The sequence below is a fragment of the Caballeronia sp. LjRoot31 genome (assembly GCF_964253885.1).
In the GTDB taxonomy this organism is placed as follows: domain Bacteria; phylum Pseudomonadota; class Gammaproteobacteria; order Burkholderiales; family Burkholderiaceae; genus Caballeronia.
In genome coordinates this window covers 135,994-157,861 of sequence record NZ_CAXURX020000003.1, presented here as the reverse complement: position 1 = coordinate 157,861, position 21,868 = coordinate 135,994, and the positions used below count along the sequence as shown (strand labels likewise).

At 59.9% G+C, this 21,868-nt stretch carries 19 protein-coding genes; 11 read left to right on the top strand and 8 right to left on the bottom strand.

Features of this window, described 5'->3' with window-relative positions; genetic code table 11:
* Positions 1 to 17: 17 nt before the first annotated feature.
* Positions 18 to 1,148, bottom strand: coding sequence for an MBL fold metallo-hydrolase (locus ACSQ8V_RS29460; RefSeq protein ID WP_436208129.1), 1,131 nt, complete (start codon positions 1,146 to 1,148; stop codon positions 18 to 20).
* Positions 1,149 to 1,232: 84 nt separating this feature from the next.
* Here ACSQ8V_RS29460 and ACSQ8V_RS29455 point away from each other — a divergent pair, with 84 nt between their 5' ends.
* Both ACSQ8V_RS29455 and ACSQ8V_RS29450 read left to right on the top strand, forming a co-directional pair.
* The gene (locus tag ACSQ8V_RS29455) at positions 1,233 to 1,847 is read left to right on the top strand and encodes a TetR/AcrR family transcriptional regulator (protein ID WP_213764977.1); all 615 of its coding nucleotides are present in this window, start codon (positions 1,233 to 1,235) and stop codon (positions 1,845 to 1,847) included.
* A 201-nt stretch (positions 1,848 to 2,048) separates the two neighbouring features.
* On the top strand, positions 2,049 to 2,267 hold the full coding sequence (locus tag ACSQ8V_RS29450) for a hypothetical protein (protein WP_213764978.1): 219 nt from the start codon (positions 2,049 to 2,051) through the stop codon (positions 2,265 to 2,267).
* 159 nt (positions 2,268 to 2,426) lie between these two features.
* Here ACSQ8V_RS29450 and pstS read toward each other — a convergent pair whose 3' ends face one another.
* Together pstS and ACSQ8V_RS29440 are read right to left on the bottom strand one after the other, a co-directional pair.
* Positions 2,427 to 3,518 (bottom strand): phosphate ABC transporter substrate-binding protein PstS, encoded by a 1,092-nt coding sequence (gene pstS / locus ACSQ8V_RS29445; protein ID WP_436208128.1) that lies wholly within the window; start codon positions 3,516 to 3,518, stop codon positions 2,427 to 2,429.
* Between the two features lie 82 nt (positions 3,519 to 3,600).
* Entirely contained in the window at positions 3,601 to 5,088 is a 1,488-nt protein-coding gene (locus ACSQ8V_RS29440) for an MFS transporter (RefSeq protein WP_436208127.1), read from the bottom strand.
* A gap of 1,456 nt (positions 5,089 to 6,544) precedes the next feature.
* Between ACSQ8V_RS29440 and ACSQ8V_RS29435 the strand changes: the two genes are divergently transcribed.
* Positions 6,545 to 7,783 carry a hypothetical protein gene (locus ACSQ8V_RS29435; RefSeq protein ID WP_436208126.1) on the top strand — a complete coding sequence of 413 codons (1,239 nt, stop codon included), beginning with the start codon at positions 6,545 to 6,547 and terminating at the stop codon, positions 7,781 to 7,783.
* Between the two features lie 473 nt (positions 7,784 to 8,256).
* Here ACSQ8V_RS29435 and ACSQ8V_RS29430 read toward each other — a convergent pair whose 3' ends face one another.
* Positions 8,257 to 8,520 (bottom strand): hypothetical protein, encoded by a 264-nt coding sequence (locus ACSQ8V_RS29430; RefSeq protein WP_436208125.1) that lies wholly within the window; start codon positions 8,518 to 8,520, stop codon positions 8,257 to 8,259.
* 186 nt (positions 8,521 to 8,706) lie between these two features.
* On the bottom strand, positions 8,707 to 9,603 hold the full coding sequence (locus ACSQ8V_RS29425; RefSeq protein ID WP_436209211.1) for an SDR family oxidoreductase: 897 nt from the start codon (positions 9,601 to 9,603) through the stop codon (positions 8,707 to 8,709).
* Positions 9,604 to 9,701: 98 nt separating this feature from the next.
* On the opposite strand from ACSQ8V_RS29425, the gene ACSQ8V_RS29420 reads away from it, so the two are divergent.
* The 3 genes from ACSQ8V_RS29420 (at position 9,702) to ACSQ8V_RS29410 (ending at position 12,517) form a co-directional block, all read left to right on the top strand.
* Complete coding sequence (locus ACSQ8V_RS29420; protein WP_436208124.1) at positions 9,702 to 10,568, top strand: helix-turn-helix transcriptional regulator; 867 nt, start codon at positions 9,702 to 9,704, stop codon at positions 10,566 to 10,568.
* Positions 10,569 to 10,689: 121 nt separating this feature from the next.
* A complete protein-coding gene (locus ACSQ8V_RS29415; RefSeq protein WP_213767825.1) occupies positions 10,690 to 11,076 on the top strand; it encodes an ester cyclase in 387 nt (128 codons plus the stop codon).
* Positions 11,077 to 11,770: 694 nt separating this feature from the next.
* Entirely contained in the window at positions 11,771 to 12,517 is a 747-nt protein-coding gene (locus tag ACSQ8V_RS29410; protein ID WP_436185298.1) for a glucose 1-dehydrogenase, read from the top strand.
* 142 nt (positions 12,518 to 12,659) lie between these two features.
* Here the strand turns inward: ACSQ8V_RS29410 and ACSQ8V_RS29405 are convergent, their stop codons facing one another.
* On the bottom strand, positions 12,660 to 12,851 hold the full coding sequence (locus tag ACSQ8V_RS29405) for a hypothetical protein (RefSeq protein ID WP_436185297.1): 192 nt from the start codon (positions 12,849 to 12,851) through the stop codon (positions 12,660 to 12,662).
* Between the two features lie 201 nt (positions 12,852 to 13,052).
* Here ACSQ8V_RS29405 and ACSQ8V_RS29400 point away from each other — a divergent pair, with 201 nt between their 5' ends.
* The 5 genes from ACSQ8V_RS29400 to ACSQ8V_RS29380 all read left to right on the top strand — a co-directional run bounded on the left by ACSQ8V_RS29400 (position 13,053) and on the right by ACSQ8V_RS29380 (position 19,623).
* Entirely contained in the window at positions 13,053 to 14,894 is a 1,842-nt protein-coding gene (locus ACSQ8V_RS29400; RefSeq protein WP_436208123.1) for an ABC transporter transmembrane domain-containing protein, read from the top strand.
* A gap of 80 nt (positions 14,895 to 14,974) precedes the next feature.
* On the top strand, positions 14,975 to 15,460 hold the full coding sequence (locus ACSQ8V_RS29395; RefSeq protein WP_436208122.1) for an ASCH domain-containing protein: 486 nt from the start codon (positions 14,975 to 14,977) through the stop codon (positions 15,458 to 15,460).
* A 482-nt stretch (positions 15,461 to 15,942) separates the two neighbouring features.
* Complete coding sequence (hpnJ, locus tag ACSQ8V_RS29390) at positions 15,943 to 17,364, top strand: hopanoid biosynthesis associated radical SAM protein HpnJ (RefSeq protein ID WP_436208121.1); 1,422 nt, start codon at positions 15,943 to 15,945, stop codon at positions 17,362 to 17,364.
* On the top strand, positions 17,361 to 18,521 hold the full coding sequence (gene hpnI / locus ACSQ8V_RS29385; RefSeq protein ID WP_436208120.1) for a bacteriohopanetetrol glucosamine biosynthesis glycosyltransferase HpnI: 1,161 nt from the start codon (positions 17,361 to 17,363) through the stop codon (positions 18,519 to 18,521). The genes hpnJ and hpnI overlap by 4 nt, the downstream gene beginning before the upstream one ends.
* Before the next feature lie 103 nt (positions 18,522 to 18,624).
* Complete coding sequence (locus ACSQ8V_RS29380) at positions 18,625 to 19,623, top strand: flippase-like domain-containing protein (protein ID WP_436209210.1); 999 nt, start codon at positions 18,625 to 18,627, stop codon at positions 19,621 to 19,623.
* A gap of 21 nt (positions 19,624 to 19,644) precedes the next feature.
* Here ACSQ8V_RS29380 and ACSQ8V_RS29375 read toward each other — a convergent pair whose 3' ends face one another.
* Together ACSQ8V_RS29375 and ACSQ8V_RS29370 are read right to left on the bottom strand one after the other, a co-directional pair.
* On the bottom strand, positions 19,645 to 21,045 hold the full coding sequence (locus ACSQ8V_RS29375) for an ATP-binding protein (RefSeq protein ID WP_213767832.1): 1,401 nt from the start codon (positions 21,043 to 21,045) through the stop codon (positions 19,645 to 19,647).
* Positions 21,045 to 21,704 carry a response regulator gene (locus tag ACSQ8V_RS29370; protein ID WP_436208119.1) on the bottom strand — a complete coding sequence of 220 codons (660 nt, stop codon included), beginning with the start codon at positions 21,702 to 21,704 and terminating at the stop codon, positions 21,045 to 21,047. Before ACSQ8V_RS29370 ends, ACSQ8V_RS29375 begins: the two co-directional genes overlap by 1 nt.
* Between the last annotated feature and the right edge of the window lie 164 nt (positions 21,705 to 21,868).

The following is a 21,868-nucleotide window of genomic DNA, read 5'->3' as shown; positions in this document are numbered from 1 at the left end:
AGCGCTTACGTCAATAGTTAGCCCTGCGAATTTGCCTGGTCCGTGCGGCAGGAGAACCATCGGCGCAGCGTCCTGGGCGCTTGCACAACCTCTGTCACCTCGCGCCACCACCGCTGACCGCGGTGTGGCGCGGCCAGATCGAGCCGTTCTCCCATGCGCGGCGTCGCGAGCAAAATGCCTCTTGCCGCGGCGAGCCCCATCACGCGCTCGAACGGCTCTTGCCAGCGATGCATCGCCAGATCGAACGTGCCATTGTGAATTGGCATCAGCCAGTGGCCGCGCAGATCGACGTGGGCCTGGACGGTTTCGTCGGGCTGCATGTGCACGTATGGCCATTGGGCGTCGTAGGCGCCCGTTTCGACCAGCGTTATATCGAACGGACCCAGTCGTTCGCCAATCGTCCTGAAACCGTCAAAGTAGCCCGTGTCGCCGCTGAAGAACACGCGCAGATCGTCGTCGACGATGACCCACGAGGCCCACAAGGTACTGTTGCCATCGAAAAGACTGCGGCCGGAGAAATGCTGGGAAGGTGTTGCCGTGAACGCGAGACCGTCGATCTCCACACCCTGCCACCAGTCGAACTGACGCACCTTCGACGCGTCGATACCCCACTCGATCAGCCGGTCACCCACGCCCAGCGGCGTCAGGAACACGCTTGTCGTGCTGGCGAGGGCGAGCACCGTCTCGCGGTCCAGGTGGTCGTAGTGGTCGTGAGACAGAATCACGCCGCGCAGCGGCGGCAAGTCTGCGAGCGCGATGGGCGGCGCATGAAAGCGTTTTGGACCAAACCGCCGGAACGGCGACGCACGTTCGGCGAAGACAGGGTCGGTCAGCCAGAACTGCCCGCGCAACTTGAGCAGCATGGTTGAATGTCCGAGGCGATACAAGCTGCGGTCCGGCGCCGCGTCAAGCTGTTCACGCGTCAGCGCATCGACGGGCAGGGTGCTTGCAGGCACAGTGCCGTCCGGTTTATGGAACAACACATTCCACACGATGCTCAGGGTCTTACGGATTCCTTCCACGGGACGAGGCTTGACATTACGGAAGCGCTCGCCGTCGTGCTGAGTTGACGAGTCAAATGATTCACGGCCGCGTTGCGCTGCTGTGAATCCCAAAGCGCGGCGGATAGAACCGGTGAACGATGTCATGTAGTGGCGTCCCGATACAGAAAGTAGACTATGCAGTGTAGTTTATCGTAGAAAAAAGTAAACTGCCTGGTGTAAAATTTATTGATGAATGCTACTGCCAACCTGCTACGCCTGACCGATCGCAAGCGCGCCGCCGTGATCGCTGCGGCTATTGAAGAATTTCTCGCAGCGGGTTTCGATGCAACCAGCATGGACCGCATCGCAGCCCGCGCGGGTGTGTCGAAGCGGACGGTCTACAACCATTTTCCCAGCAAGGAAGTGCTGTTCGCGGCCATCTTGCGGCAGTTGTGGGACTCGAGTGACGCGGGAGAAGCGCCCGCTTATTCCGGCTCTCAGCCGTTGCGCGCGCAGTTGCTCCAGCTGCTGTTGAAAAAGCTGAGTCTTTTGAACGACGAGGCATTCCTGTCGCTCGCGCGCGTGGCGATCGCGGCAGGCATTCATTCGCCGGAGCGCGCGCGCGACATGGTGGCCCGCATGGGGGAGCGCGAAGAAGACCTGACCGTGTGGATACGCGCAGCCACTGCCGATGGCCGGCTCAAGACATCGGACCCCGTGTTCGCGTCGCTGCAGTTGCAGGGTCTCGTCAAAGCGTTTGCTTTCTGGCCGCAGGTGACGATGGGGCAGCGTCCTCTCAGCAAGCAGGAACAAAAGCAGGTAGCGGAATCCGCCGCCGATATGTTTCTTGCACGCTACGCATAATGGGTGCGCGACGAGCGTAACGGCTGAGGTTTTCCTTGGTTGCCGGCTTTGTCGATTGCTACCGAACACGCCTCGCAATCTTCAGTTGCAGTGCCTTGGCGATTCCGTGACGGGTTCATGCAAGTGACACCGCATTTCACTATCGTGGTGATGCTCACTCCTATTGTGGATTGGGCCCCGTTGCAGATACTGGAGACTTCCATGAGCGATCAACACGAAGTTCATCACCATCATCACGAAGCAGCCAAGCACCTCGATTCGGCCGCGAAGCATCATCGCGAAGCAGCCAAGCACGCAGAGGCTGGCGACCACGAGGCTGCGAGCCACCATGCTCACCTGGCGCATGGTCACGGGCTGCACGCCGGCGAGCACGCTGAACACGCAGCCAAGAAAGCGGTGCACTTGCACAGCGGTCACTGATTGATCCAGTTGTTCCGGGCAACGCACTCTGTTCGAGCGCGTCGCCCGGATGCCGGCACTTTTCTTATGACGGATGACTGCATACAGTGCGCCGCGATTTGATAACGGAACTACAAACCGCGTTGCCGCATCCGGTAGAATATTTCGCTTATCTGACGCTTACTTGATTGACTGAACCTGCGCCTGGCTCAACTCCCAGGTATGCGGCGGCAGCGGAATAAAGTGGACCGTATCGAGGTACGCCTCATTGGTCTCGGACGGTACGATCGACCACAGCAAGAACCTGCGCAGCGCCGCCGCAGTGGTGGCGTCAGGCTGTTTCGTCGAAACGACCGCGTACTCGTAATTGACGAGCGGGTAGGCGCCCGATGCCGGCGCGAACACAAGGCTCAGACGTTCGTCAGCCGGCGTGCGCGGGCCGAGTGAAGCGGCGCCTGCCGTGATCGTGTCTTTGCTCGGCATAACAAATTCGCCTGCGCCATTCTTGAGTGCGGCGGTGCCGAGATGCGCCGCGGCCAGCGTGTCAGTAAAACTGACGCCGACATAACCGATCGAGTAGGGCGTCGTTTGCAGCGCCTTCACCATGCCCGAGTTTCCCGTTGCAGTAGCACTGCCCGACACGGCCGGCCATGAGATTGACGTGCCATATCCCAGGTTGCTTTCCCAGTTTGGCGTCGAGAACGACAGGAACTGGGTGAACACGAAAGTGTCTCCGGAGCCTTCGGCCCGATGGATCGGCACGATCGGATGATGCGGTAACGCTACGCTCGGGTTGAGCGCGGCGATCTGCGGCGCATCCCAGTTGCGAATCTCGCCTGTGTAGATGGCGGCGAGCACTGGGCCGTCCAGCTTGAGGTGAGTCGCGTTGAGGCCGGGCACGTTGTAGTTGACCGTCTGCGCGGCAATGGCCAGCGGCACGTTGATGATCTGCGGGTGTTGCCGCATCTCGGCATCGGACATATAGGCGTCGGACGCACCGATCTGTACCTTGCCCGCCAGCACCTGCTGAATACCGGCCTCCGAGCCAGTCTCGCCGACGGTAATGTGGATGCCGGGATGCGACTTCGTGTATTCAGCCACCCAGGTTGTGAAGAGCGGATACATCAGGGTCGAGCCGGTTTCGCTCAATGTCAGGTCCTGTGCATTGACCGATGTGCTCGCCATCAGGCTGAACGCAGCCATGCACAGCGGCAGGGCTGCGAACCGGTGCGAGCGCCGCCGCCGTGCCGGGTTTTTATAATGCTTAGTCATGCACGTCTCCGTCGCGATACGGGGAAATACCGGGAAACTATTTTTTGCGTAGGGAACATCGTGTCGGTCTGTGAGCGCGCGCTTATCGTCCAATGTCGTCAAGGCTCACGCCGTTAGTTTCGATGCGAAATAACCAGGTCACCACGGCGCCAAGAATGGATGTGCCCACGAGAATGTAGAGAAGCGGACCGGTGCCAATGCCCGTGAGCAGAATGGGGAAAAGGAATGCGGTCGCGACCGCGCCGATCTTGCCGACGGCTGCCGCGAATCCGGCGCCGGTGCCGCGAATGGCCGTCGGAAACACTTCGCCTGCCAGGAGATAGGTCTGTGCGTTCGGACCCAGGTTGGTCATGAAATTGAAGAGCATGAAGCCGGCAAAAATCACGACAGTCTTGGTCGAACCTTCAAAACTATCGGAGAACGAAGCAATCAGAAGGCCCGCCGCGCAGCCGATGAAACCGACCACTTGCAGCCAGATCCGTCCGACCTTGTCCGCGAAGATGACCGCGAAAATGATGCCGACAATCAGCAGCATGGTGATGAGGGCAGAGCCCTTGGCGGCGAGTATGTCGTTCAGTATCAGGTCGCTGATGCTGCGAACGTGATCCGGCTTGCTGCCGAACGCCGCTGCGAGAATGGTCGGCGTGAAAATGCCGATCCCGTACGTGCCGAGATCCTGCAGGAACCACGGTACCGAGGCCAGGATCGTCGCTCGCAGGTTGCGCCGCGCGATCAGCGCGGCGAAGCTCTGTTTGCCGCCGTGGCCCGTGGCGGCCATTTCCATTTCGCGCGACAACGCAATACTTGTCGGGTACTGCGGGGTGCGCACCAGTAATCGCTGCGCCGCGGCTTCCGCGCGGTCGACCGCACCGCGAATATGCAGCCAACTGGGGCTTTCCGTGATGTAGAAGCGGCCGATGGTCACCGCCAGCGCCGGGATGATCGCCGTGCCGTACATCCAGCGCCACGAATCGAGGGTCGGGATGGTCGACAGGACCAGGAAGCCCACCGCCGTGCCGCCGAGCGCGCCCAACGCCTGGAAGCCGAACGCCGCCAGCACAAGCTTGCCTCGACTGCTGCTGGGGATGCTTTCGGAGATGATCATGTGCGCGGTCGGGTAGTCGCAGCCGAGCGCCACGCCAAGTCCGAACAGGCAGATCACGAGCGAGATGAAATTGGTGCAAAGAACGAGCAGCACCAGGAACGCCACGAAAATGATCATCTCCACGATGAACATCCGCTTACGCCCGAAGTAGTCGGACATGCCTCCGAGACCGACCGCTCCGACCAGGATGCCCATGAGACTGGCGGCGCTGATGAAGCCGTTCTGTGCCGCGCTGATGCCGAACTCGCGCGAGATCAGCGGGAGCGCCACGCCCGTCATGAAAACGACGAATCCTTCAAAGAATTTTCCGGCTGCCGCCAGCGCCCAGATGCGCCATTGCATCGCGGTCATGGGTACTGACGCGAGATGCGTTCCGTCAGGCCACATGGGGTGTTCGTCGATGTACTGCTGGACTGACTTCACACCGTTGCTCTGCGACCTGTCGGAATCTGCCACATCATGCATAACTCACTCCTGGTGCGATTGCGGCTATTGCGATGGCGATAACACGCGGAGGTTTAATCAGCCCCGAGCGTATTCGCTTGGCCTGGCGTGCCTTTTACGGCGCGTGAATCTGGAATCGTGTTGGCTGATACAACGCGTCTCGTTCGATGGCCGAACCGAATTCTTCGCAGAGAATTTGCGGTGCCAGATCGCCATCGTGACGGCGATAGGTGTCGGGCGCATGACAAGAACGGACCGAGGGCTGTCCGCGTTTATAAGCTTGCGGTCAGTAAGGCGGAAAGGCGGATGCGTTCGCGGCTTTGTCGTCGATGAGAACATGGGCGCGTCCCTTGCCGATGTCGTGGAAGCTTGCTTGCCCGAGGGCTCCTTGGCGCTTTAAACGCGCTTGTTGAGCGATGAGGATCGGGGTTGTTCGCTACTCGCTACCCGGGGTAATCGATACGTCGGACTTGGCGAAATATGCTTCTGATACGAGGTATTTATCGGGTTAATCTGTTTGTAAGGATTCCCGCCAAGCAATCTATCTTGCGGGTGTAATAAAACAGCGGCGATCCACAACGAGCAACGCAAGCACAGAATTGCAGCGCTTTCAATTTGTAAGTTATCCATAGCGTTGCATCTTTACGGAGCAGCCTTGACCGATACAGTTCCAGGTCAGCGGCGCGAACGCGGGTGACCTGTGTCGGGAAATGGAATTAGTTAGACTAGCGCGCAGTTAGATAGACACGAAAGTACGGAATTGACTGGACTGCCCGGAATCGGCCGTCGTAGCGACTTATGCGTGCGGCGGCCCGAGAAGTCGTGGGAAGGAAGTGAAAGGCTCTTGACGACCCGAAGCGGCTGGTCAGCCGAGCCGGTCACTCAAGCGCGTGGGAATTTGCCTATTCTTGAATGGCCGGTATCGGAGAAGACGAACGGGTGCAGTCGAACCGCTTTGCCGTTCGATCCAGCGCCAGCACAAACGGGGGCTCTCCGTGTGCCTAGTAACTACACGATCAAACACAGCGGCGTGACTTAAAAGTGATCTTCCGCACAGTCGAGTCCTTATTGCGGCGGCAGCATAAAGGTTCTTGTGTATCACGCAATGAAGCTTTCAATATCCTTTGAGGACATCCACATGCGGGTAATCGGGCGGTTGCAGATTGCGATATCGATTCTCCCGCTATGTGTGGCCGTTCAGGCCATCGCGCAAGGAGCACCTCAACCGGACCTTTCTGGAAACGATCCGCATTGGAAGATAATTGCGACCGGAGACTGCTGGCTTTACGACCCCAGTCCTCATGCTGGGTCAAGGGTCGAGTGGAGCGGCCAGTGCGTTAGCAGAGTCGCTTCGGGGCATGGCACAGAGACCTGGAAAAACTACTTGGGTAACGTAACCCAACTTGTAGACCTAACGCTTGTTAACGGTGTCGGCCAGGGTTCAAGCCAAATAACCATACCCGTACCTGGCGTCTCCATGGAGGAAATAAAAGTACCATTGATCAATGGAGAGGCCACGGGGCAGGGAACGATGACTATCTTTCGAAATGGCAAACTATTTCAAGAGTACGCGGGAGGATTTGTTGACGGTAAAAGGAGTGGCCAAGGCCGACTCACCACTTACGACCCAGGCGGGGCCGTAGTTTCCAATGCAAGTCTCCTGTGGGCCAATGACCAGCCCGCTAACCCAGACGGCGACGATGGCAAATCTGATGCGCGCACGTCCACTCCAAGCTCACCCGTGACGCCCCAAGACCCGGCCCGCTCAATTGTGGTTACCAAGTCCGACGGCTCCGGCTCATCTACCGCTTTGGTTCAAACCCCTCCCGTGAATACCATGGGGAAGCCCCAGAGTACGGTTGGTAACCTAGATCCGCTGAGGCGTACTGAATATGCCGATATCAGAGATCACTTTGAGAGGGGTGCTTTGACAATATGGTACGGAAGTGGACAAGATTACAATTACGAGTTTTCTGGTGATCCGACTGCCAGCAAGTTTGAGACAAAAATTCGCGTTGCCGATGGGTTTCTTTCGCGATCACAGGACGATAGGCGCAATAATCAATTCGCATGGAAAACAGATCTAGCGAAACTGCACGACTTAAAGGCGGCGCGCATCTGGTACAAGATGGCATTTGATCAACTGAGGCAGGAGCATCCAGAGATAGATCCCTCGGTCTACCCCAATCGAACTGGGCTCTCCGACAACTCGTACGGCGTGATGTATTTGGGATACTCGCGCTTCGAACGAACGCCTAATGATTCCGCTATCGAATCCATAGAGGAGAGCCTGCCGCGGGCACAAACTTATGCTCCGGCTCCCGCTCCGGGTAGAGTCACAAATGCAAAAACTGCAGAGCGCGCCGAGGCGTACTTGGTGACATGCAGTGGCTTCAATCAACGCTTGCTATTTTTGAATACAGGACCGAGCTCGTTCGCGGCGGAAGTTTCCGACATCGCATATCCGGTCGCTGCAGGCAAATCATCTGCGGGTGACGCTCTCATAAACCTGGCAGGGCGATTCGGCGTAAACAACTCACGTGCGACAGATCTCTATAGCCAATCTCACACGACCGGTCAGGTTCGTAGACTTGTTCAGGCCGGTGTCGACCAGGCTGACAACATCGCGTCGAATCGTGACCGTGACGGAGCCGTCCAGTACATAAAACAATGCGACAAGATTGGAAAGGACCTCGCGACGGCGATGGATTGGTAGTCGCTCAAGAGCCGATTGCACAGTTATTTGGTGAATGGAGCGCTCCCCGCAACGTTGGCCCGAGCCCTCGCTCCCGCGAGAAATTAGGCGCGCCCGGACAAAGGACTTCTTAAGCGAGCTATGGCACATTGGCTCGCGAACCGCTGTTGCACTTCCTTATCCGAATGTCCGTTGGCATCTATAAGACCTGCCACGATTGTCGAGCGCGCTCAACGACCGCTCGAGGCCGTCTACGCCTATTGATTTTTTCAGCGATCGGCCATTCGGAAATGGCCTGACGACGGGTGATTTGGACGACCGGTTGGATCCGTACCGCTGACGCGACGCTGCTGCACGGCGATTAAACGACCGCTTGTAAAGTGGAGCCGCCACATGAATGTCATGGCAACGCATCGAACGAAGGTCGCTTTCTGGCCGGCAAGCGCCTGATGGCGATCCGCGTCCCCTGAAGCACCACGGGCGAACCGAGCGGACTACGCAGTCGCGGCCGTGACGATTGGTTGGTAATATCCGGTGGTAGATGGCGAAAGAACCCGTACGTCATCGAATCCTACCTGCGAGGCGAGAGACGCCACTTCGTCAGGCGTGATAGCCCGATAGTGGCCGACGAAATGGCTCGATTGCCAGCCGTGGTCACTTGTCTGGCAAGCGATGTACAAGTGAGCTGAGTAACGCCGGTCGTCGTGCCAGTCCCAGACCTGATGCACGATGCGGCGAAGGCCGTTGTCCACGAACATGGCTGGCCCTATCATGCTTGGGCGTTGAATCAGCAACTCGCCATAGTCCCTTAAGCTAATAAACGTCTTTCCGCCTGTTCGTAGACTCCTTCCCCGGCCGTCCTTTCCGATCGAGGGCTTGACCCGTTCAGCAAGCTCAACATCAGACAGCTTCTTGCGACCGGCAATGCGTTCCTGCGTCGAACGTCAGGGATGCGCGTAATAGCCCGGCTGATCGATGTCGGTGAGAAGGTCTGGACCGGTCGGCGCCCAATCCAGCACGGCGCGGGTCCGATCGCTTGATGTCGGCAGGTCCGCGCTCGCGAACATCGCGAACCACCCGAAATGCGCCGCTGCTTCGTCGTGGGACTTGGCGACCACTGGCAGGCCGAGCCGGCGGCCGATCACCTCGGCGATAGCCTTGAACGGCACGCCTTCCTCCGCGATCGCATGATACGGGCCGTCGATAGCGCCGTGCTCGAGCGCGAGCCGGAAGACGCGGGCGGCATCGAAGCGATGCACTGCGGGCCAGCGGTTCAGGCCATCCCTCACATAAGCCGACACGCCTTTCTCGCGGGCGATTCGGATGAGGATGGGGACAAACCCGTGGTCTCCCTCACCGTGGACGGACGGCGGTAGCCGCACGGCGGTCGCACGTATGCCGCGGTCCGCGAGGGTCTGCGCCGCCGCCTCCGACGCGCGGGGAAAGTCGCCGGACGGCGCACGAGGCCGATCCTCCTCGGTCGCCGTGCGGCCATTGCTCAGGAACGCCGTGCCGGACGTGACGAACAACGGGCGCTCGCTGCCTTCGAGCACACTGCCGAGAACCTCGATCGCGCGCCGGTCCTCCTCGGCGCTATCGGCAAATCGGGAGAAATCGTGATTGAAGGCGGTGTGAATGATCCCGTCGGCGCTCGCCGCTCCTCGACGCAGGCAGTCGAAGTCGGTAAGCGATCCATGAACCGCCTCGGCGCCGGCAGAGGCGAGCGTGGCCGCGCCTTCCTCCGAACGCGTGAGACCCACGACCTGATGGCCGTTCGCGAGCAGTTCGCGGACGACAGCGGAGCCGACGAAGCCGGTGGCTCCCGTGACAAAGACGCGCATTTGATGCTCTCCCAAGTGATCGAGAGATCAATGTACGAGGCAAAATCATCCTGTTAAAGTGGTGACATTATCCAGGTATACCTCTTAACAGGTTGCACATGGCCCACGCGAACGAGAGTAAGAGCGAGAGCGCGAACGACAATCGGCTCGGCAATTATCTGAAGAACAGGCGCACGAAGCTCGATCCCGCGACTTTCGGCTTTTCAGGTAGCCGGCGGCGCACGGCGGGACTGCGCCGTGAAGAGGTTGCGCAGCGCGCCAATATCAGTGCGGCCTGGTACACGTGGCTGGAGCAGGGGCGCGGCGGCAATCCATCGGCGGATGTGCTGGAGCGCATCGCGACGGCACTGATGCTGACCGAGGTGGAGCGCGAACACATATTCCTGCTCGGCCTCGGCCATCAACCCGAAGTCCGCTATCGGGGCAGCGACGCGATCACGCCGCGACTGCAGCGCCTGCTCGAGGCGCTGCCCGATAGCCCGGCTATCGTCAGGACGGCGACATGGGACGTGGTTGCCTGGAATCGCGCGGCCGCGGCTGTGCTCACCGACTACGGCTCCCTGCCGCCCGAACAACGCAACATCCTGCGCATGATCTTCTGCGATCCCCGCGTGCGAGCCGCGCAGTTCGATTGGGAAAGCGTGGCCCGCTTCGTGGTGAGCGCCTTCCGGATCGATGCCGCACGCGCAGGCGCTGATGCCGAGGTGGCGCCGCTCGTCGACGAACTGTGCCGGTCAAGCCCCGAGTTCGCCGCCATGTGGCGGGACAATGAGGTGCAGACCTATGGCGAAGGGGTCAAGCATCTGCGCCACCCTGTGCTTGGGCCGATCTCGCTGGAATATTCTTCCTTCGCGGTCGACGGGCGGCCGGATCTTCAGATGATCGTCTACAACCCGGCGACACCGGCCGATCAGGAACGGATCAGATCCCTGATCGAGGGAACGCGGAAAATCGCTGCGGAGTGAACCCGATGCCGCTTCGATTGTGGGCAAATCATCAGCCTGTATGACGATGTGAACGGCTGACGTGGAACTTGAACTCGTCCCGCTTTGCAGCAGGGACCTTGTAAAAGGACAGGCAATTGCCATGAATAAAATCGACCTCTCCAACGTCTATCGAGACTACATTGCCTGCCTGAATAAGCAGGACTGGCTGCAGCTGGAACAGTTCGTTCATGACGACGTGTACTACAACGATCGGCGGATTGGCTTATCAGGTTATCGTGCGATGCTTGAGAGAGACTTTAGTGAAATTCCAGACCTTTATTTCAAAATTCATCTGCTGATTTCCGATCCGCCTTGTGTCGCCAGCCGGCTGGAATTCGTCTGTACACCAAAGGGAAAATTTCTTGGCCTCCCTGTAAACGGCAAGAGAGTTTCCTTTACGGAGAATGTGTTCTATCAATTCCGGGAGGGAAAGATCGAGCAGGTATGGTCAGTTATAGATAAAGCGGCTATCGAAGCTCAGCTTTAGTGCGGCGGCTGACGTGCTAGTCGCTCTTATCTTTCCGCCCAGGGCGATCTGATCGATCTGCTTTGCCGCGCAATACGTGTGATACGCGCAATACGTGTGATACGTGTGATACGTGTGATACGTGTGATACGTGTGATACGTGTGATACGTGTGATACGTGTGATACGTGTGATACGTGTGATACGTGTGATACGTGTGATACGTGTGATACGCTGCGACCGGGGCGCTGGAGTTCGCGACCTCTGCCGGATCGTCTATTTCGCTGCAGCGATGCGCGACAACGGCGGCACGGTGATTTCAAAGATCTTGGCGGCCCTGCTGATTTCGCGCTCATCGATGACTGGCCGCCTGGTTCGGGACCGTCGCTGGCCTGGCAGGTCATCGAGATCGCGGCGTCACAGCTCAGGATCGGCGGCTTCTTGTGATGAACGACAACGGCGAGCCGGACTACGTCGAATTCATTCGAGATCTTTCCAACGGCTTTCTGTCCGTCAAGTTGTCCCTCGAAGGCGGGCCGGAACGACCGGTCAAAATATGCTGAGCTTCAATTGTTCGTCAAATCCCTCCAGTCAATTCGTTTTGCGCCGCTTTATCGCGGCCGAAGAGATGTCTACATTTGCACGAGCGCAAATCGATTGGTCCCAGAAACCGCCAGTCATTTTCCACGGTACTCAATCTCTTCAAGGAAACGATCATGAGCAAGCTCACAGGTAAGGTAGCCGTCGTCACGGGCGCGTCCAAGGGTATTGGCGCCGCTATTGCCAAGGCACTCGCAGCGGAGGGAGCTTCAGTAGTCGTCAACTATGCAAGCAGCAAGGCGGGCGCCGATGCCGTCGTTGCAGCCATTACTGCGGCCGATGGCCGGGCAGTCGCCGTCGGCGGCGATGTTTCGAAGGCAGCGGACGCGAAAGGCATTATCAACGCGGCCATCGAAACATTTGGACGCCTCGACATCCTGGTCAACAATTCGGGAGTCTACGAATTCTCGACGATCGAAGAGATCACCGAAGAACACTTCCACAAACAGTTCAATACCAACGTACTAGGCGTGTTGCTTACCACGCAGGCCGCCGTGGGCCATCTGGGCGAGGGGGCCAGCATCATCAATGTCAGTTCGGTCGTCACCCGCATTACGCCGCCGGCAAGTGCTGTCTATAGCGGCACGAAAGGCGCGGTCGACGCAATTACCGGCGTGCTTGCGCGCGAACTCGGGCCACGCAAAATTCGCGTGAATTCGATTAATCCCGGCGTCGTGGTGACCGAGGGTACCCACAGCGCAGGGATAATCGGGTCCGACCTAGATGCGTGGGCGCTCACCCAGACTCCGCTTGGCCGATTGGGGCAGCCGGATGACATCGCGTCGATCGCAGTGTTTCTGGCGTCGGATGACTCGCGCTGGATGACGGGCGAAAATGTTGTCGCAAGTGGCGGCATGCGCTGATCTGGACGGGTGATTGTGCCCGGCGCGGACCCGCTGTGGTCCCGTCGGGTGCCAAACGCTGCGGCTGGCCGGGCTCGGGGGAGTGAGATCGATTCCAAATCGGCGTCGCGACCGGCACATCTCCTGTTGTCGAGCCGTCGCTCTAGCGACGGCCGCTGCGGCCCCACACGTAGCGTACCCAACGTTGCCACCTGTTCTTCGGCGGCGCGGTGGCGTTGCGCGTTGCCTGCTCTTCGCGGTCGCGCTTGACGCTCTTCTGAACCTGTTCATGGATCTGGCGTAACGTGAGGCCGCCGGGGCCCTTCAGTTTGTCGGGATCGGGATTGTCTGTCATGAGAATGGCTTGTTCCTGATGGGTCCACTTGATCTTGATACAGATGGGCAGTCGCGACAAGCACGTGGCAGGCAGTTAGCCCTGAACGATACGTAGCGTACGCCGAAGCGCTCATCGATCAGCGCGAGGCTCTGACTAGTCCGTCTTCGAATCTGCAGTACTGGCACAATCGGGAAGACCTTCGATCCACTTGGAATCCTGATGCCAGACGCTGTCTCGCCTTCGCCGCCTTCGCGAGCTATAGGTCCCCTGTTTGCGCTGTTTCCGTTCCTGCGCCCTTATGCCGGGCGATGGGCGCTCGCGTTCCTGGCGCTGATAACGTCGGCGGGGGCCACACTGGCGTTGCCGGTGGCGTTCAAATACCTGATCGACCGTGGCTTCGCGGCTGGCGACCGGGCGCATATTGATCGCTATTTTCTCGCACTCTTCGTTGTTTCGCTGATACTGGCCGGCGCCACGGCGCTGCGCTTCTACCTCGTGTCCTGGCTGGGTGAGCGGGTCACGGCTGACCTGCGGCGCGCGGTCTACGACCACGTGCTGGGGATGAGTCCGCAGTTCTTCGAGACCACGCAGACGGGAGAGGTGCTGTCGCGGCTCACCGCCGACACCACCTTGATCCAGACGGTGGTAGGCACCAGCCTGTCGTTGGGATTGCGCAATTTCTTCCTGCTTACCGGCGGCGTGGCAATGCTGGCGGTGACCAGCCCGGTGCTATCGGCCTACATTATTGCCACGCTGGTTGTGGTGGTCGCGCCAATCGTCATCTTCGGCCGGCGCGTGCGGCGGCTTTCGCGCGCGAGTCAGGACAAGGTAGCGAACGCGAGCGCGGTGGCGGGCGAGGTGCTCAACGCCATGCCGACCGTGCAGTCTTATACGCAAGAGCCCTTTGAGTCGCGGCGATTTGGCGGCGCGGTAGAACTGGCCTTCGAAACAGCACTCAAGCGCATTCGGGCGCGCGCCTGGTTGACCGCCGTGGTGATCGTGCTGGTGTTCACTGCCATTGTGTTCGTGCTTTGGCTCGGGGCGCAGGCGGTTCTGGCCGGGCGAATGACTGCTGGCCAGTTGTCCCAGTTCATCCTCTACGCGGTGTTTACGGCCGGCGCGGTGGGGGCAGTCGCCGAAGTGTGGGGTGATCTGCAACGGGCCGCCGGCGCCACCGAGCGGTTACTGCAACTGCTGTCTGCGCGCTCCCCGGTTGTTGCGGCCGAGACGACCGTGCCGCTGCCGACGCGCGGCGAGGGTATCCGCTTCGATAACGTCAGCTTCTCGTATCCGTCTCGCCCCGGTGTCGCTGCGCTTTCCAGCCTCTCACTCGATGTCCGCTCGGGCGAGCATGTTGCGTTGGTTGGACCGTCCGGGGCCGGCAAGACCACCTTGTTCCAACTGCTGCTGCGTTTTTACGATCCGCAGACCGGCGCCATTCTGATCAACGGCGTGCCTACGCGGCAAGTGCCGCTTGTCGAGTTGCGTAGGGAAATTGGGGTAGTGCTGCAGGAATCGGTGATCTTTTCCGGCAGCGTGCTCGATAACATCCGCTACGGCGCGCCCGAAGCCACGCTCGCGCAAGTGCAGCGGGCTGCCGGGATGGCCGCTGCGGCGGGATTTATTGAAGAGCTGCCGCAAGGTTACGACACGTTTCTGGGCGAGCGCGGTGTGCGACTCTCTGGCGGACAGCGCCAGCGCATTGCGATTGCCCGTGCGATTCTGAAAGATCCGCCCATCCTGCTGCTGGACGAGGCCACCAGCGCGCTCGATGCAGCAAGCGAACGGCTGGTGCAAAAGGCATTGGACAATGCCGCGCAGAACCGCACCACGCTGGTCATTGCGCATCGCCTGGCTACGGTGCAGCAGGCGGACCGCATTGTCGTGATGGAACAAGGCCGCATTATTGCGCAAGGCCGTCACGCGGAGCTCCTTCTGAGTTCGCCGCTCTATGCGCAGCTTGCTGCCCTGCAGTTCGGTGAGCATCAAGGGCAGACGGGACGAAGCGGTGGTGTGCTCGATCTACAACCGTCCGCAAAGGGTGGCGCGAATCATCGATAATCACGAGCCAATGCCTCGTTCCGGTTGGACATTCACCGCCAATTCCCAACTTCGGCAGTGCGACTTGAAATTGTGAAGATATGAACTTGATCATCAGGCAGCTCGTCGAGGAATTGCACGAACACGGTATCTACCTGCCAGATGGCGATGTTCGGATCGGCAGTTTTGGCGATTCCGAGGCGCTATCAAATGAGCTCATCCTACTTATCGCGGCCGGCATAAAACGAGCGACCTGCAGTTTGCTGTGGTCTTGGGAATTCGAGGACGACGCGTTGCCAAAAGCCGGGGACATCGAGATTGTTCTTGATTGGCATAGCCGACCCGCGCTAGTTCGGCGAGCAGCGACCGTAGAGATCGTTCCGTTTGCGCGCGTAAGCGCCGGATTTGCGGCTAGTGAAGGTGAAGGGGATCTTTCCCTATCGTATTGGCAGACGGAGCACTGGCGTTTCTTCTCTGAGGAGTGTCTTCGGATCGGACGCGTAGCGGATGAGTCGATGCCTCTCGTGTGCGAGACGTTCGACGTACTTCATGTATTGAGCGGGTTCAAGTCGAAGGTCAGTGACTAAAGGTGTGTAACCGGCATTGGCTGCAAGAGGGAGTTCACCACTGGAGCGAATATTGTTAGCAGTACGAGATAGTGACCGGCGTCCTTGGATGCGATGAGGCTTCGGTTACAAGGCATCCTGGAATCGCATGAATCACCCTTGAAATTGAAACCGCCATATCTATATTGGAAGATTATCGCCTCCATACCTTCAAGGTATAAAGTTCCCCCCGTTTTCCGGACCCTGCCACAGGGTCTTAGTTCGCTGGAAAAATATCCCATAGAAATTCCAAACGGGCTGGCAATTGCATCGCTGGACGGCGGTGTCAAAAACGAGTTGGGAGAGGCAAATCAAAGTCGCCGCGTTGGCCGATCGATTACTTAAGGTTTCCTTCAGCTTTGCTCCGTACTATTTGCGCGTCCGCTTGTTTTCTCACGAGCAAATAGTTCCGATGTTTTCCGCTAGAAAACTGAAAGCGTCCATACAGGTTCGCTGGAGCGTTAATGAAAACCTTGTTCTTGCAGGCGCCGTCCTATGACGGCTTCGATGGCGGCGCAGGTTCGCGCTATCAGGCGAAGCGCGAAGTCCGCTCGTTCTGGTATCCGACATGGCTCGCACAACCTGCCGCGCTCGTTCCCAATAGCCGTGTTCTCGACGCTCCCGCTGACGGACTGTCCGTTGATGCATCGCTCGACATCGCGCAGCAATATGACCTGGTGATCATTCACACCAGTACGCCATCGTTTCCGACCGACGCCCTGTTTGCCGAAGACCTGAAGAAGCGCAAGCCTTCCGTGCGGGTCGGCATGGTCGGCGCGAAAGTCGCGGTCGATCCGCACAATTCGCTGACCGCCAGCGAAGCGATCGATTTTGTTTGCCGTGAGGAATTCGATTTCACATGCCAGGAAGTGGCCGAGGGAAAGCCGCTCGCGCAGATCAAAGGCTTGAGCTATCGCGCCGCGGACGGTTCGATCGAGCATAACGAAGCGCGCCCGATCCTTGAAAATATGGACGAGTTGCCGTTTGTCGCGCCTGTTTACAAACGCGATCTGAAAATCGACAACTACTTCATCGGCTATCTGAAGCATCCGTACGTGTCGATCTACACGGGCCGCGGCTGCCGCTCGAAGTGCACCTTCTGCCTGTGGCCGCAAACGGTGGGCGGGCATCGCTACCGCACGCGCTCAGTCGAGAACGTGCTCGAAGAAGTAAAGTGGATTCGCGACAACCTGCCTGAAGTCAAGGAGATCATGTTCGACGACGACACCTTCACCGACTTCAAGCCGCGTGTCGAGGAAATCGCCCGTGGTCTTGGGAAATTGGGTGTGACGTGGTCGTGCAACGCGAAGGCGAACGTGCCGTACGCCACGCTCAAGATCATGAAGGAAAACGGCTTGCGGCTCCTGCTTGTGGGCTATGAATCCGGCGACGATCAGATTCTCCTGAACATCAAGAAGGGCTTGCGCACGGATATTGCGCGGCGCTTCACCGAAGACTGCCGCAAGCTCGGCATCAAGATTCACGGCACCTTCATTCTCGGCCTGCCGGGCGAGACGCAGGACACGATCCGCAAGACCATCGAGTACGCGAAAGAGATCAATCCGCATACTATCCAGGTCTCGCTCGCCGCGCCGTATCCTGGCACGACGCTCTACAACCAGGCGGTGGAGAACGGCTGGCTCGAAGAGAACAAGGTCATCAATCTCGTCAGCAAGTCAGGCGTGCAGCTCGCGGCGATCGGTTATCCGCATCTGTCGCGCGACGATATCTATCATCAACTCGAAAACTTCTATAAGCGCTTCTATTTCCGTCCGTCAAAGATCTGGGAAATTCTGCGTGAGATGCTCACGAGCTGGGACATGATGAAACGGCGCCTGCGTGAAGGCGTCGAATTTTTCCGCTTCCTGCGCGCCCACCAAGCGTGAGCGCCGTGCATCTGCTCGCCGTCACGCTTGCCTGGGCGTGTGCGGCGGGTGCGGTTTTCGGCATCGCCTATACGGTGCTGGCCGGTGCGCTGATCGGCCGGTTCTTCGCGAGAGCGGTGTCCGAGCCGACCAGTTTTCCGCCGGTCACGATCGTCAAACCGCTGCACGGCAGCGAGTGGGCGTTGCTCGCTAATCTGTCGAGCTTCTGCCGGCAGGACTATTCGGGCCCTGTGCAATTCCTGTTCGGCGTGCACGATTCAACCGATCCCGCCTTGCAAACCGTCGAGGATCTGCGGCGATTGCATCCGGAAGCGGACATCACCGTGGTTGCCGATGCGCGCCTGTACGGTCCGAACCGAAAGATCAGCAACATCCTCAATATGCTGCCGCAGGCCCGGCATGACCTGCTGGTGTTCGCCGACAGCGACGTGAGCGTCGGGCCGGATTATCTGCGCAATGTAATCGGCGAATTACAGAAGCCCGGCGTCGGTCTCGTCACCTGCGTGTATCGCGGTGCGCCCGATCCCGGTTTCTGGCCGCGCCTGTCGGCCAAGGCCACCAACTACCAATTCCTGCCCGGCGTGGTGACGGGACTCGCGCTTGGTCTCGCGCGTCCCTGCTTTGGGCAGACCATCGCGATGCGACGCGATACCCTTGAAAAAATCGGCGGGTTCACACCGTTCGTGAAGCATCTGGCCGAGGACCATGCAATCGGCGAAGCCGTGCGGATGATCGGCGAGAAGGTGGTGATTCCGCCGTTCACGATCGCGCATGCCTGCGTGGAATCGAGTGCGACGCAACTGATCGCGCACGAACTGCGCTGGAGCCGCACGATTCGCAGCATCGATCCGCTCGGCCATCTCGGCTCGGCGCTGATTTATCCGCTGGCTTTCGCACTGCTCGCCATCGCCTTCTCGGGCGGCGCGCTGTGGTCGTGGCCGCTTGCGCTGGTCGCGGTATGCGCCCGGCTCGTGCTGAAACTGCAGTCGGATCGCGCGTTACAGCAGGCACATGGTGACCTGTGGCTGTTGCCGTTATGGGATATCGTATCGTTTTCGATTTTCCTGGCGAGCTTCTGGTCGTCGCGTGTGATCTGGCGAGGCTTCAGTTTCAAAGTGGACGGTGACGGCCTGCTGTCGGCGGCGCAGGACGAATGACGGATGAGCGGCAGGACAGGTCGGCCATGACGCGCAGGTTTTTCGAAGCAGCTATTAAAAGCAGGGCAATGCGTATGAGGCGCGCGCACGAGGTGTCCACGTGATGAAGCATCTCGGTCGCGCAGCCGCGCTCGCCGGCTTGCTGGTGTCGCTCTGGCTGGTCTGGCTGGACAATCCCGGCGCCGTGCTCGGCGCGCTGCGCGCGGCCGGCGCGGGACTCCTGCTGGCGGCGTTCGCGCACGTGCTGCCGATGCTCGCCAATGCCTGCGACTGGCGTTCACTGATTCGCGGCGGGAATCGTCCCGGTGTCCTCGCTATGCTGCACCTCGTGTGGGTGCGTGAATCGGTGAATAGCATGCTGCCGGTAGCGCGTATCGGCGGCGAAGTGGTCTCGTTTCGAATGCTCAAGCGCTGGGGCGTGCGGCCGTCGACAGCGGTGGGCAGCATCATCGTCGATATGCAGCTCACGGTGATCAGCCAGTTGCTCTTCACGATGGTCGGCATTGGCTTTCTGTTCGCGCACGCCCATTCCGGCACGCTGCGGCTCGCCAGTCAGCTCGCATGGGGCGTGGTGGTGCTCACGCCGCTGCTGGTGCTGTTCGCGCTCGTGCAGCACGCCAGTCCATTCGAGCGCATCACGCGTGCGCTCAATCATATGACGAGCGGCAAGCTGGCGGCGTTGGTCGGACAGTCGGCACAGGTCGATCAGGCCATCAAGGAGATCTGGCGCAGACGCGCGGTTGTGTTGCGCTATCTATTTTTCTGGCAACCGCTGCAGTGTTTCCTGACGGCGCTTGAAATCTGGCTGGCGCTCTACTTCCTTGGCGCACCGGTGAGCCTGACCGAGGCGGTGGTGATCGAATCGCTGATTCAGGCGGTGAGCAGCGCGGCGTTCTTCGTGCCGGGCGGCCTCGGTGTGCAGGAGGGAGGTTTCATCGTGATTGGCGGCGCGTTGGGGCTCGATCCTTCGATCTGCCTGGCGCTGGCCGGCGCCAGGCGAATTCGTGATCTGTTGATCTTCGTGCCGGGACTCTTCGCCTGGCAGTTTGCCGAGTCGTCGAATCGCGCGTCCGGACAGTCGGAACGGGCTGAGAGCCGCTAGACCCGGCTTTCATAGCGCGCGTCAGCCCGCTTCGACATAGGCAGGAAACGACAGTTGAACTGCAAGCCCTCTTCCGCCGATACCCGCGCCGATATGCAGGCTTGCATCGAAATGCTCCGCGATCCGCGCGACGATCGAGAGTCCTAGCCCGCTGCCCGAAGCCTGCGTGCCGGTCGCGCGAAAAAACCGGTTCGTCAGATGGGCGAGATCGCCTTGCGCGACGCCAGGGCCGTCGTCGCGCACGGTGAGTTGCACGCGGTCATCCGCATGGTGCACGTCCACCTCGATCCGGCCTCCGGTGCCTCCATACTTGATCGCGTTATCGAGCAGATTGTCGAGCAGGATGCCGAGCAGCACCGGCTCGGCATTGATCTCGGCGTGCAGGTCGCCCGCCAGCGTCACGCGAATATCCCTCTGCTGCGCATTGCGCTCGTTGGCCAGCAGCGCATCCTTCGCGATCGCCGCCGGCTTGAGCGGCTCGGCCGGCATTTTCTCTTGCGCGTCCAGGCGCGCGAGCAGCAACAATTGCTCCGCGAGCCGCGCGCTCCGATCGACGCCTTGCACCACGCGCTGCATCGCCAGTTGCCGTAGTGCGGCGTCCGGCTCGGCCAATGCGACTTGCGCCTGCACCTTGATCGCAGCGAGCGGCGTTTTCAGTTCATGCGCGGCGTCGGCGGTAAACGCGCGTTCGCGCTCAACCGAGTGCCGCAAGCGCGACAGCACGAGGTTGATCGCATCCACCAGCGGCCGCACCTCGGTCGGCACCCGGCCGATATCGACCGGCTCCAGCCGGTTGATATCGCGTACGCGGATGGCGCCCGAGAGGGTCTTGAGCGGCGCGAGGCTCCAGCCGATGCTGAACCAAACCAGCAGTGCAAGAACCGGCAGCGCGAGAAGGGTGGGCCGCGCGATTCGGCTCGCCACGCCGCTTACCAGATCGCTGCGCGTATTGGCCGGCTCGAAAACACGCACCGTGTGCCCGAGCGCGGTATCGCGCAAGGTGAACGTATGCCACAACTGACCGCCCAGCGTCATGTCCTGGGTGCCGCTGAGCGGAGGCACCGGCAGATCCTGCGCCTGTAACGTACGCAATTGCGGGCTGCCGGCCAGCACGGCGCCGTTCGCGCTACGGACCTGGAATAGCGCGTCACGCGGAAGCGCGTCGTCATCGTCACTGTCGCTCGCGCCGGGTTCGCCGCCTTTCTCTTCTTCCCGCACGTCGATGCGGGCATTGGCCAGCGTGGTCAGATTGCGCTGATCGAGCAGCGCGAGGATTTGCGCCAACTCCGCGAGCCGCGCCTCTTCCCATTCGCCAATTTCGTGTTTGGCCTGACGATAGCTCGACACCAGCGCGATGCCCCAGATCAGCACGATGCTGGCGAGAACCAGCAGAACAAGACGTCGGCGTATCGATGGCGACATTACGCTTTCTCCACCACGTAGCCGAGATTGCGCACGGTTCTGATCAGTTTGGCGCCGAGTTTTTTGCGGAGGTTGGACACATGCACCTCGATTGCGTTGCTTTCGATTTCTTCCTGCCATCCATACAAGCTCTCTTCGAGACTCGAGCGCGACTGAGGATTGCCCAGGTGCGTCAGCAACTGCATCAGGATGGCCCATTCCCGTGAGGTCAGGGACACGCGCGTAGTGCCGACTTCAACGGTTTGCGCTGCCGGATTGACCGTCAGATCACGATAGCGAATGACCTCCACACTGCGCCCTTGGGCACGGCGCAGCACGGCCCGGCAACGCGCGATCAGTTCAGTAAGGTCGAAGGGCTTGCTGAGGTAGTCGTCGGCACCGGCTTCCAGGCCGCCAACGCGGTCAGCCACCATATTTCTGGCTGTCAGCACCAGCACGGGGAGGTCCTTGCCCGCATCGCGAAGCCGTTTCAGGACCTCCATGCCCGATACCTTGGGTAAGCCGAGATCCAGTATCACGAGCGCATAGTTGGTGGTAGTGAGGGCCAGGTCGGCCTCGTGGCCGTCGCGTGCCCAGTCGACGGTGAAGCCGGCTTGACGCAGCCCCGCTTCAACACCGTAGCCAATCAGTTCGTCGTCTTCTACGAGGAGTACGCGCATGGGTCAAGGACTCCTTCACATCATTAATGTCGGCCGCCGGTTGGCGCGGACTTTGTAACGGCTACCGGGCCGCATTCGCAGTGTAACCATAGTGGTCACCAGCAGCCGAGTACCGCCGTGCCGCTTAAGGTTTCCTTCAGCTTGGATCGATAGTATCGCTCCTG

Excerpts from the sequence above, each read along its gene's own strand:
- ACSQ8V_RS29430 (WP_436208125.1), bottom strand. The coding sequence starts at position 8,520 with ATGTTCGTGGACAACGGCCTTCGCCGCATCGTGCATCAGGTCTGGGAC.
- ACSQ8V_RS29370 (WP_436208119.1), bottom strand. The coding sequence starts at position 21,704 with ATGCGCGTACTCCTCGTAGAAGACGACGAACTGATTGGCTACGGTGTT.
- ACSQ8V_RS29450 (WP_213764978.1), top strand. The coding sequence starts at position 2,049 with ATGAGCGATCAACACGAAGTTCATCACCATCATCACGAAGCAGCCAAG.
- ACSQ8V_RS29415 (WP_213767825.1), top strand. The coding sequence starts at position 10,690 with ATGAATAAAATCGACCTCTCCAACGTCTATCGAGACTACATTGCCTGC.
- ACSQ8V_RS29380 (WP_436209210.1), top strand. The coding sequence starts at position 18,625 with ATGAAGCATCTCGGTCGCGCAGCCGCGCTCGCCGGCTTGCTGGTGTCG.
- hpnJ (WP_436208121.1), top strand. The coding sequence starts at position 15,943 with ATGAAAACCTTGTTCTTGCAGGCGCCGTCCTATGACGGCTTCGATGGC.
- ACSQ8V_RS29425 (WP_436209211.1), bottom strand. The coding sequence starts at position 9,603 with ATGCGCGTCTTTGTCACGGGAGCCACCGGCTTCGTCGGCTCCGCTGTC.
- ACSQ8V_RS29455 (WP_213764977.1), top strand. The coding sequence starts at position 1,233 with ATGAATGCTACTGCCAACCTGCTACGCCTGACCGATCGCAAGCGCGCC.
- pstS (WP_436208128.1), bottom strand. The coding sequence starts at position 3,518 with ATGACTAAGCATTATAAAAACCCGGCACGGCGGCGGCGCTCGCACCGG.
- ACSQ8V_RS29400 (WP_436208123.1), top strand. The coding sequence starts at position 13,053 with ATGCCAGACGCTGTCTCGCCTTCGCCGCCTTCGCGAGCTATAGGTCCC.
- ACSQ8V_RS29405 (WP_436185297.1), bottom strand. The coding sequence starts at position 12,851 with ATGACAGACAATCCCGATCCCGACAAACTGAAGGGCCCCGGCGGCCTC.
- ACSQ8V_RS29440 (WP_436208127.1), bottom strand. The coding sequence starts at position 5,088 with ATGCATGATGTGGCAGATTCCGACAGGTCGCAGAGCAACGGTGTGAAG.
- ACSQ8V_RS29460 (WP_436208129.1), bottom strand. The coding sequence starts at position 1,148 with ATGACATCGTTCACCGGTTCTATCCGCCGCGCTTTGGGATTCACAGCA.
- ACSQ8V_RS29435 (WP_436208126.1), top strand. The coding sequence starts at position 6,545 with ATGGAGGAAATAAAAGTACCATTGATCAATGGAGAGGCCACGGGGCAG.
- ACSQ8V_RS29395 (WP_436208122.1), top strand. The coding sequence starts at position 14,975 with ATGAACTTGATCATCAGGCAGCTCGTCGAGGAATTGCACGAACACGGT.
- ACSQ8V_RS29410 (WP_436185298.1), top strand. The coding sequence starts at position 11,771 with ATGAGCAAGCTCACAGGTAAGGTAGCCGTCGTCACGGGCGCGTCCAAG.
- ACSQ8V_RS29420 (WP_436208124.1), top strand. The coding sequence starts at position 9,702 with ATGGCCCACGCGAACGAGAGTAAGAGCGAGAGCGCGAACGACAATCGG.
- ACSQ8V_RS29375 (WP_213767832.1), bottom strand. The coding sequence starts at position 21,045 with ATGTCGCCATCGATACGCCGACGTCTTGTTCTGCTGGTTCTCGCCAGC.